Genomic DNA, 2936 nt, shown 5'->3' with positions numbered 1-2936 from the left:
CAAAGGATAAGTACCTTCTTGGTCAATAGGGTTTTCTGTTGCTAAAACCAGAAAAGGTGAGGGCAGGGGAAAAGTCTCGTCACCAATAGTAACTTGTCTCTCCTGCATACCCTCAAGTAAGGCACTTTGAACTTTAGCGGGTGCCCTATTTATTTCGTCTGCAAGGAGAAGGTTAGTAAAGATAGGACCTTTCTTAGTAGTAAACTCGCCTTGGTTCGGGCTGTAGATCAAGGTACCCACGACATCGGCCGGTAAAAGATCAGGTGTGAACTGTATTCGTTTAAAATCTCCCTGTATGCAATCGGACAGGGTTTTAACGGCTAAGGTCTTGGCTAAGCCGGGTACGCCTTCAAGTAAGACATGACCATTAGCCAGCAATCCAATCACCAAGCGATCGATGAGGTATTTTTGCCCTACGATAACTTGTCCAATTTCTTGTTTGAGTAATGAAACCCAAGACGCCTCGTTTTTGATTTTTTCTTGCTCTTCAGGAGCTGGTGGAGTGGATGATGATAGTGAAGAAGTCATAATTTACAAAGTACATAGCGTATCTAATCGTTACTTTTGTCCAAGGGAAAAGAATGCAATCAAGTAATCCGTTTTTTTTCGGCTTGGCTAAAACTTGGGTCTTTAAGAAGGTAGGGTTAAGCAAACTTATCGGCTAGTTATATATATGTCCTAATCATGTTTAATTTAAGCAAAGAATCCAAACTTACCTTTTTCGCCCTTCTTTTTATTCCATTTATTTGGGTTACTCTGAATCATTTCGGAACTCTCGATTACTTAAAAATCAAATCGGTCGATTTGAGAAAACAATACCGTGGCGAGATTTCACAAGATTTGGCGGAAAATTCACATGACTTAATTATCGTAGAGAACAATCAAACGGTTCCTAGAATACCTAAGTTAGTTTATGTAAACTTTGATTCTGCTACATTGGCAATGGATGGAGTAGGGGAGCGTCCTTGGGATCGTGCTTTTTTTCGCGACACTGCCATCACTCTTTTGGAAAAAGGGCAGGCTCGTTCAATAGGCTTCGACTTTGGTTTCACTCCCAAAAGTATGTCGAAAATGGTTCCGCGTAAAAATTCATATCGTAGTGACATAGCTATGGGTCAATTGGTGGATAAATTTCCAAATCAAGTAGTTTTGGGATGTTTATATTCGGGGGTACAAACACCCTTTGTTAAACCAGTCAATGCCAGTGCATTTGCACCTCTTTTTTCCGAGGGATATTCTGAAAGTGGTAGTGACTTTTCTTACCCTGAATCACCAACTTATCCCCTCCAAAACTATAAAAACGGAAAGTACATTGGTAGGTTAGGATCCTTTTCAGTACCACCATTTCGTGCAGTAGATGAAATTCCAAGGTGGGCTCCTTTATGGTTCCCTGGTGGTGGTAAGGCTCACGCATACAACTTGTTGGGTGGAAAGCAGAATGTTCTAGAATTAGAATCACCTAGAGAAAATAAAAGCTCAATAGATCGTTTAGAGAGTGAGTTATCCAAGTATTTAGATTCAAGGGCTATCTACAATAAGGCACTTGAAGAGTCTGAAGCAGAGTTGTTTACAATTAATCAAAAGAAATTAGGAATTGAGCGCAGAATTGATCGATTCCAAAAAATGAAAGACAACCTTGAGAGTTTGGGTGAAGAAATCACTACACTCAAAGGAACATTGAAGGCGGTTCCTACTCTTGTCGCTACGTTAACCCCTCAAATCGATGAGAGGATTTCCAAGCGAGGGTTTATTTACTGGCAAGTTCTTTCAGCAGTGGAAACAGGTGGGCGGGAAAATGTTTATTCTCTTGACGAAGTTCAGACCGAATTGGCTGAAATAAACACAGTGATTGGTAATTTTGAGGAAACTTTAGAGGCGAACCCCAGTTTATCTGCTATCATAAAGCCTCAAATTGAAGGTCATTTGTTAAAGCGAGTCTCTTTGTTAAAACAAATTGAGGCACTTGGTAAACCAGTTGCGGACCAAGAGATATTGAACGTTTTGGAACTCCTTTCAGGAAAGCAAGCCCATGAAAATAAGGAATTACTAGATATCCTTCCGAAGTTAGAAGACAAGGAAGTTCAGCGTAATGATGCAAGAGAACAACTTACTCAAACTGAAAAAACGGTCGAGAATATACAGCGGGCTCTTTCTAGGCTCAAAGGTTTGGTTGAAACAGAATTAGTCGAAACAAATCACACCTTGCGATTGGTCTATAAAAGAGCTGAGGGAGATTTCTCTGCTGGTGTCTTAGTCGACTCTTTGCCTAATGAAATGCCCTTGTTTAGAAATGAGAAATTCTTCACCTTAGGTTTGGAGACATTATTGGCTTATTATGGGATTGGTACTGAACAGGTTAAGATTTCCCAAGACCGAGAGAACATGGTTTTACATAGCCTTTCTGGGGAAGTTTTACTTGAGGCACCTTTAACCGATGGGCAATGGCTCGAAGTAAATTGGTTCTCGTCTTGGTCTCAACTTTCGGTCGTAGATGAGCTAATAAGGGAAGCTAAAAAAGATTATAGTGATGGAGATATCGAAGCATATTTGTCCGTAATTCCCAAGATTTTCCGACTTACTTTAGATCGTGTCGAGAATTTGGATGTATTGATAGGCAATGAAGGTTTAATTCGAGCAATGACCGATCTAGGATTGGAGAGTGAACTCATTGATATAGCCCGGGAATTACTCGTTAATTCTGCTAATGAACTTCAATCGTTACCTGGACATAATGAGTTAGTTCGGGTGTTGGATGGCATTGCTTACTACTTTATTCCAGCAAGTATACAGTCAGAATACAATCCTATGTGTGGAATGGTTGATATTTTAAATTATGGAAGATTTCACGACGAAGTCTCGGCCAAAATAAATGAATTGGAAAATGCTATAGAAAAAGGTCTGCAAAAGATAAAACAAGCTCAAGATGCACTTTCTAA

The 2936-nt window shown here is 39.9% G+C and carries 2 protein-coding genes; one reads left to right on the top strand and one right to left on the bottom strand.

The window, feature by feature from the left end:
- On the bottom strand, positions 1 to 528 hold a 528-nt coding region (locus tag ACKPQ4_RS06575), incomplete at its 3' end, for an AAA family ATPase (protein ID WP_407680400.1).
- A 156-nt stretch (positions 529 to 684) separates the two neighbouring features.
- On the opposite strand from ACKPQ4_RS06575, the gene ACKPQ4_RS06570 reads away from it, so the two are divergent.
- A partial coding sequence (locus ACKPQ4_RS06570; RefSeq protein ID WP_407680399.1) for a CHASE2 domain-containing protein occupies positions 685 to 2936 on the top strand: 2252 nt, incomplete at its 3' end.

The organism is Candidatus Chordibacter forsetii (assembly GCF_964187505.1).
GTDB classification, from domain to species: domain Bacteria; phylum Verrucomicrobiota; class Verrucomicrobiia; order Opitutales; family Seribacteraceae; genus Chordibacter; species Chordibacter forsetii.
This window is presented reverse-complemented; position numbering and strand designations above follow the sequence as displayed.